Below are 7,643 nucleotides of genomic sequence, written 5' to 3' on the forward strand. Positions count from 1 at the left end.
GCCTCCACATCTTTTGCCGAGATCAACAAAACCGGCAGCGGCGGCCAGCCGTCCGGGATTTTTTCATCAACGGTGAACAAAACCGCAGACCCCTCTTTTTTCAGCCGATCGTCAAAGGCCTGCCGAAGTGCCTCCGGAAGCTGATCCCGCACGCGCTGTGTGTAGAGATTCTTCCCTTCGATATCCAGAGCAAGCCGGAAAGAGGTTCCGTAAGGCAAATCTTCATCGTAATTTTCGGGCGTGGGCAGCTGCGCATCTTCGTGAGGAAGCGTGCGTCGCCGATGCCAGTCGTAATCATCGTACGTCGGTGTCACAGGTACCCCGCGCCGGATGAAAGCCGATTGCAGAACAAAGGCCTGTTTCTGGACCTCACGATCGTGTGGGTAAAGGATGTGCGTCATTCCCAATGTGGCAATTGCCTGATCGCCCTTCAAAATACGGCCATTTACCCCCAGTTCCACCCACCGATTGGCTTTTCGGGTACCCGCCTCCGAATAATTCCAATTCTGTGATGTCTGGAAGCTGTATTTTCCTTTGCTCTTCCGCTTGGTTAAAAATGCAAAGCGATCTTCAAAAATGGGCTCCACCCCTTTGAGGCGAAACGGAAAAATCACGGCGAAAAGCTGGTGGGGAGCCGAATAATCCGAAATCCGGGTTTGAAAATCAATCCGGCGGACACCCTTCGCCAGCCGGATGACCTGGTAGCGATTGGCCAAAAAGGTTCGTCCCTCCACTACGAATTTTTCCGTTAAAGGTCCCCGAAAGGCACGTACTTTTGCCGGAAACTCGTGACTGAATCGGCGCACGCCGTTTGTAAACACTTCCCACGACGGTTCCCGCCGCCCCCCTACCTCTTCCATCACCACGATCTCATTGCCAAAACCCTTCTCCGTATCCAGAATTTCACGATTCGCTTGCTTATCAATAATAGAAACGAGATGTCCGCCATTTTCTTCGCCGACTTCCAGACGAAAATACTCGTTTTCAATCTGAAGCGAGTCCATTTCCACCGGCTCCGGCAGAGGATCTGACGAGGGTTCCAAATACACGGTCGTGTAACCAAGTGACGGTACATTCTCCACACGAATCAGGAGAGTGACTTCTTGCAGAAAACCGTTCGCATCTACTTTTTTCGATTGAATTTCAAAAAGCAGGTTGTTGCCCGCAGAGTCGGTTACCTTCAGGCCGTTTGTTTGAAGCGAAGAAACGTCGATGGTCAGGTCGACCAAATCCGTTCGGCTCCAATTCAGACTGTTAAACACCCCAACCGGAATAGCCGGTGTTTCATTTCGGTGTGTCTGCACCAGAGAGGCCAAACTGACAAGGGATTTCCGCCGTACTTCGGAAGCCAGTTCCAGAGATTCCCGCAAACCGGACATGAGGTCCAGATACGACCGGTCGTTCATGGTACCGGTAATTGCGTCATGGTGATGCAAAAACAGCAGCTGGCGCCAGACCTTGTCCAGGGCACGATCGGGATAACGGGCTCCAAAGAGTGCCGCAAGGGTGGCCCATTTTTCCGCCTCCAGTACCCGATTTTCGGCGATCCGGTTGGCAATTTTAAATTCCGTTCGGGACAGGGCGGTTCCCTGGTGGTGCCATTCAAAATCCCGGGCAATGACGGGAACATCCAGATTTTTTTCTTTGATTTCCGCCCGTGCTTCGCGAAACCACTGCCGATGGGCCACACCCGAAAAAATCACCTGCTGAGGCAAACCTTTTCCTTCTTTAAACCGACCGCACTTTCCAACCACCCAGGATGAGGGAGGCTTAAAATCAACGGCATCCAGGCGCAAATTGACCGAAAATCCCAGCGAGGCCATTTCGGGTGTGTGCTGGGCAATGTGTTCCCAAAAATCTTCTTCCGACGTCACCGGAAATCCCCGTCCTCCCCGATCAATTCCAAGGCCGTAATCCACGCGTCTGAACAGCAGTACGGAACCGTCCGGCGCCTCGTGCCAGAAAACCGGCCGGGCTCCCCGAATGTTTTTTGACCACACACACCCCAGAAACCGGGATTTCTTCAGGATTTGAGCCAATTGGCAGGCGTGCCCGAACACATCCCAGGGCATGTAAATTTCCGGCGAATCACCCAAAAAGCCCTCGTGGTACCAGCGTCCGTATTGAATATTTCGAATGAGGCTTTCGCCCTGAACAATGGTTTCCGACGGCTGGCTGTGCGACCCTCCCGTACCGACACGTCCCTCCCGGATTAATTTCCGAAGGAATTCCCGATCTTCCGGATACAAATCCAGGTAAGGCTTAAGGTACGTCAATTCGTGTACAAAAAATCCGTAGTCAGGATCCCGTTTTGCTGCCAGAATATTCTGATGCAAATCACTCAAAAGTGAAACCGCATAATCGCGCTGATCTTCCAACCAAACCACATCCGAATGAAACCCAAGGGTGACAAATGTTTTCATACAGCCTCCGATAGAAAAGGGAATTTCCAAAAACTATTCTTAAATTATTTGATCCTTACAAATATTTTTTAAACCAGTCAACCGCCTCCTGAAAGGATTCTTTCAGGGGAATTTTACGATGCTTTGTCGGGTACCACACCACATGTTTCGGCTTGCCTGCCGCCTTTTGCAAACGTTTCGCCAACATAGGTGGAATGACTTCGTCCCGGCTGGCATTGATGAAAAGCACCGGACGCGGTGCAATTTTCGCTACAAAATTCAGGGGTTCGATCGGTGCCAGGAGATTGCCCACCCGTGCGGAGAACATCCTGTAGCCAAAAAGGACTTTGAGCCCCCCGCCCGCCAGAGCCAGAACCGAAACCTTGACGCGCGGCTCTACCCCGCAAAAAACAGCCCCGGTAATGCCGCCCAGGCTGATACCCATAAAACCGATGCGCGCCGGGTTAATGTCCGACCGCGATTGCAAATAATCCACTGCCCGGCGCAAATCGAACACCGTTTGCACGATGGCATTACGGGTGGTAAACGGGTAGGGCTTTCGCAAATTGAATTTAAAATCCGGATCCCGGCGCTCGCCGTGCAGGGCATAATCAATTCGGAACACGGCGTAGCCCGCCTGTACAAACGCGCGGGTACCAAAATCCATGTAGTCCACAGATTTGTTATCCCCCAGCCCGTGAAGAAACAGGATCACCGGCAAAGGCCGCTTGCCGGACCGCGGCAAATTCAGGAGTGCCGGCACGCGCTGTTGGTGCACGCTCTTGTACGTGACGTGAAACAACGAATCCACGTCCGTGGCCCGCACCAATTGTACTTCCGGTCGGAGCGGGTAATTGGCATCGTAATCGTAATAATGGTCAATCGAAATTGACTTCGACGTTCCGCAGCCAAAAGCCAATTGGGCCAGTAAAACAATTAATCCCAAAAAACGGATCGATTTTTTTGTCAGATTCATTTTGTCATCCCGAAATAGGCTTTTTTCGGCCAAAGTGTTCGTTGATGTCACTCCACGTAAAATCGGTCACCGAGTGGTTTGCCGAAGGCGACGCGTACCGAGGCAACCGGAAACCAAACCGCAAAAAGGCCCTCAGCAGAAAGCCTTGAGCCAACAGATTCCGGGGCTCTTGGCTAACGTCTACGCGCTCGTCTCGATACGATGGCTGGCCTTCGACACTTCGATAAGTTCAGTGTAAACTCCGCTCAGCCACCAGCCATCACTCGACGACCGCTCATGTTTCCTGTATTTTCAGAAAAAAATTCTTTGATCTTCCAAAACCAGTCCACCAAAGAGCTGTGCACTACCGTTTCTCCAGCCACACCTCCGCCACCTGACAGCCGCGGCCGGAGAGGCGTTTCCAGGTCAGCACCAGGGTTCCGGAGCGGGTTGCCCGTTTGGGCAAATCGAACACCAGCGGCACAACAGGCCGGGGTTGTTTCAGCGGGCCGTGAATCACAATGGAATCGTTGGCCGTCAGTGACATGGTCGCATGAAATCGTCCGGTGTAAATGACCCGCAGCCGGTAGCGGGCCCCCTTGTCCAAACCGGTGTAGCGCAGCTTCAACGGTGTTTGGTACAGGGTTTGAGCCTGATCCCGCCAGGAAAGGCGCTGCGGGGGCTGGCCGGAAAACTCGTCCTGCGCGGATTCCACAAACCCGGGGTCGGCCTCCCATCCTTTTCCAGGAAGCAGGTGCGGTTCCTTGGCCGCATTTCCCAGATCGTCATAAAAGCCACCGGGGCCGGCGTCCTCCCAATTGACGACCTTCCGTATCGCTTTGAGCCGGGCAGCGGGATCGCCAAGAACGTCAATACTGCGCAACACTCCGGTTAACCATTCCCGATTGTTCAGGGAAACATCCAGGGCATCCAGCAACGCCCCCCGTTCTGAATTGTACGCATGGTGCAACGGGACACTCAACTGCATGCCAATGGTTTGATTGAGGCGGTTCCCCAGCGCTACAATCTGTTTTTCCCAGCGCTGAATTTCGTCGTCGGAAGGGCGATCCTGCAGCAGGGTCGAGGCCTGCTCCAGAGCGCGAATCACCCCTGTTTGAGACGCCTTCCGCAACACCGAATCCACCCGATCTTCCAGCTTTGTTTCCAGACGATTCCGCCGTTGAACGAAAGCGTCGTAGGTCGCCCGAAACAATCCCTGCTGAAACCGCCAGTTTTCCCGAACCAACGCCGGGTGAGAATCGGCCAGTGCCTGCCAGAGCTGCAGCGTGCTTACAATGCCCGTATTTTTCGCAATGGGGCCGTCCCAATTTTTTTCGAGATCAAAAACTCCTTTTGCCAGTTTTCCGGCCTGATCGGGAAGAATAAAACAGCGGCTGTATTCCGTGAGGATTTGTTTTACCGGTTCAGAAGGATTCCACCCCAAGGCACTCCAGACGAATTTGTTCACATCGTCGTTGACGCCCTCGGAATACGTCACAAATCCCGCCGCCCGTTTTCGGTAAAGCCTAAAAATATGGGCCATCTGCACAGGACGGGGATTGATCGGCTCGCGGTTTTCCATGATGGCGTATGCCCGGTCCCAATGGGGCACCGGATACTGGCATCGCACGCTGTGGGTGATGTCCGGGTAGCGCCGGATTTTGTACCGCGCCGGAACCCGTGCGCGCTCTTCCTCCAGCGACAGGTGCGTCCAGGGACCGTACACCACACCGGTTAACCAATCCGGTTTTACCCGGCTTAAATAATCAAAAAACACCTTGTTTTTCGCTTCGTCAAACCCCTGGTTAGACACCCAAAGCCGGGCGTTCGGGTGGGTACGGTGCAACAGAAGGGCCATTTTTTTCAGAAAGGCAAACAGCACCTCCGGCGGCTGATGACCCGGATCGCCACCCGGAACGAACCAGTCGTCAATGTACGGAAGGGAACGGAACCAGCGCTCCCGAAGCCGAAGGGCTTTTTTGAACTGCGCCGGGTCGCGGTAATCGCCGTCCGCTGCATCCGACCACACGCTGACGTCCAACCCGTAGGAATGAATCAGCCGACTCAACGCCCGATTCATTTTGTCCGGCGGCTGTTTCATTAAGATCTGATCCTTCGGGTTGCCCCGCGCTGAGACCACCAGCTCGATGGTGTTGGTGCCGAAAACAATCAGATCCCGAATGTACTGCTCGTACTGCCGGAGCGTCCAGGCGTCGTACGTGTTGGAAAGCGGCCGGTAAGCCAATTGATGCCCGCGAATGGGTGTGGCCGGCCGGGTCGAAATCGCAAGGTTCGAAGGAAATTGCAGAACGCCCTTACCCCAATTGGCCTGGCGCAGCAGCCAACCCAGACCAAAAAGCACGCCGCGGTTGGTATTCGCCGCAACCACCAAAACCGGATGTCCAGCCCACAGCACCTGCTGCACGAGAAAGCCTTCATGACCCAGCGTGTCTTTGGCTGTTTGCCACTGCTTTTTTGGGGAGAAATCAGCCGGCAGGGTCTTCAAATCGGTCGTCAGCCAAATGGCGGGCGCCTGAATTCCCGAAGCCGATTGTTGCACGGGAAGGGTGATTCCTGTCCGCCGGGCGATTTCTTCCTGAAAAAACTCAAGACTTTTTTGTCGCAGAGCACTGGTGTCTGAGTCGGCTGAAATCAGCATAGCGTGGGAAAAGTCCAGCCGGTGGGTTTTGTGCGGGAATTTTCCACACGATATCAAGACAGTAAAACTGAGCAAAATAATGAATCCAACCTTTTTCACGGTCATCCTTTCGAAATTGCCTGTTGACTTCACCCATTATTTATTCGGGAGCCGGTCCACTTACTTGCCTCGCAACGGGGATTGCACGCCAATGGCGCATTTTCAACTTCGTCCGCCTTGGGTGGACTCCTTACAATGACAACCCATTCTGGAAAGTTCTCTGAATCCTGGCCAAAACAATTCGTGAAAATTCGTGTCTTTCGTGGCTCATTTTTTTACTTACAGAGCGGTAGCATAAAATCCAGCATGCGTGCCTCGCTTTCCGCAGGGTGTTTGCGCGCATCCACCCGCGTGACCGGTTCGATCGGAAGCCCCAGTTTCCGCAAGAGAAGTTTGGCACTCAACGGCCAGCTCATCCCGGCCATGCTTTTCCCGGCGGCAATCAGCAGGTACTGGGTTTCCCGGGCGGCAACCACTTCGCCTGCCTCGTACTGGCGCTTGAGTTTTGCCATTAAATGCGGAATGAAATTCGCCCCTCCGCCAACGACACCCTTCGCTCCCATCGCCAGATTCCCCAGGTAAATGAATTCAATCCCGGAAAGAACATTCACCGTGTCGCCTGAGGCGTACACAATGTCCGCAAAATGCTCCTCATTGTTGGTGCGGTATTTGATGCCCTTGAACTGACTGAGTTCCGCCACAAATTCCCGCATCTGGGTTTCCGTAAGCTGTCCCCGGGAATCGTACACCATAAAGGGACGGTCCAATTCCGAATTGATCTTTTTGTAATAATTGAGCAAAGTTTCAAAATCCGACGCTGTTTTTCCGTAGTACGCCGTAAGTTCCCCGGCGTACTCACCCATCGCAGCCGGGATCACCACACTTACGCCGTCTGCTCCTGCCTTCTGGGCTTCTTCGACCAGGGTGAGTGTCTCACTCAGGGTTCTGCCCCCCACACCGGGCACCACCTTTTTGCGGCCGCCCGCTGTTTCAGTTACCACGCGAATGATTTCTTTTCGCTCTTCCACATTCAGCGTCTGGTACTCGCCGGTACCCCCCATCGGAAACAGTACGTCCACCTCCCGTTCACACAGCCAGTTGGTAAATGTTTCCAGCGCGGAACTGTCCAGAGAGCCGTCATCGTGAAAAGGGGTAACCATAGGGGTTACCACACCTTCAAAAAAATTCTTTTTCATGGAAATAGTCCTCATGATCTTTCTTGGCATTTATTTTATAAAACAAGTAATTAAACTCTATTACATCCCTGATTGGGGGCCCAAATAATCAAAACAAAAAACCTTTACCGCAAGAGTGGCCATGGGAAAACCGGTCGATGAACCAAGTCAAAGTGACCAAGAATTCCCGTATTTCGCAGACTGAACCTTCCGGCCATTTCGACAAGCTCAATGACCGTGAGAATCGTCGAGTGATCTGCCGATCCCGGAGTAAAATTGAAGAATAGCGGATCGTACCGAGACAAGCATGAAAATATTTTGGTTATTCCTTTTGTTGATTCCTGTCACCGGTCATTGAGCCGGCAGAAATGGCCCCCTTTCCTCCCAACTCATCCCCTCCTTGCCAAGGGGGG

At 53.2% G+C, this 7,643-nt stretch carries 4 protein-coding genes; all 4 read right to left on the reverse strand.

The window, feature by feature from the left end:
• The coding region (locus tag GXO76_10955) for a hypothetical protein (protein NOY78373.1) at positions 1-2,423 on the reverse strand (2,423 nt) is incomplete at its 3' end.
• 55 nt (positions 2,424-2,478) lie between these two features.
• The gene (locus tag GXO76_10960) at positions 2,479-3,378 is read right to left on the reverse strand and encodes a hypothetical protein (GenBank protein ID NOY78374.1); all 900 of its coding nucleotides are present in this window, start codon (positions 3,376-3,378) and stop codon (positions 2,479-2,481) included.
• 343 nt (positions 3,379-3,721) lie between these two features.
• Entirely contained in the window at positions 3,722-6,016 is a 2,295-nt protein-coding gene (locus tag GXO76_10965) for a hypothetical protein (protein ID NOY78375.1), read from the reverse strand.
• A 314-nt stretch (positions 6,017-6,330) separates the two neighbouring features.
• A complete protein-coding gene (locus tag GXO76_10970) occupies positions 6,331-7,251 on the reverse strand; it encodes a dihydrodipicolinate synthase family protein (protein ID NOY78376.1) in 921 nt (306 codons plus the stop codon).
• Positions 7,252-7,643: the final 392 nt, after the last annotated feature.

Source organism: Calditrichota bacterium, assembly GCA_013151735.1.
In the GTDB taxonomy this organism is placed as follows: Bacteria; Zhuqueibacterota; JdFR-76; order JdFR-76; family BMS3Abin05; genus BMS3Abin05.

Excerpts from the sequence above, each read along its gene's own strand:
- GXO76_10960 (NOY78374.1), bottom strand. The coding sequence starts at position 3,378 with ATGAATCTGACAAAAAAATCGATCCGTTTTTTGGGATTAATTGTTTTA.
- GXO76_10965 (NOY78375.1), bottom strand. The coding sequence starts at position 6,016 with ATGCTGATTTCAGCCGACTCAGACACCAGTGCTCTGCGACAAAAAAGT.
- GXO76_10970 (NOY78376.1), bottom strand. The coding sequence starts at position 7,251 with ATGAAAAAGAATTTTTTTGAAGGTGTGGTAACCCCTATGGTTACCCCT.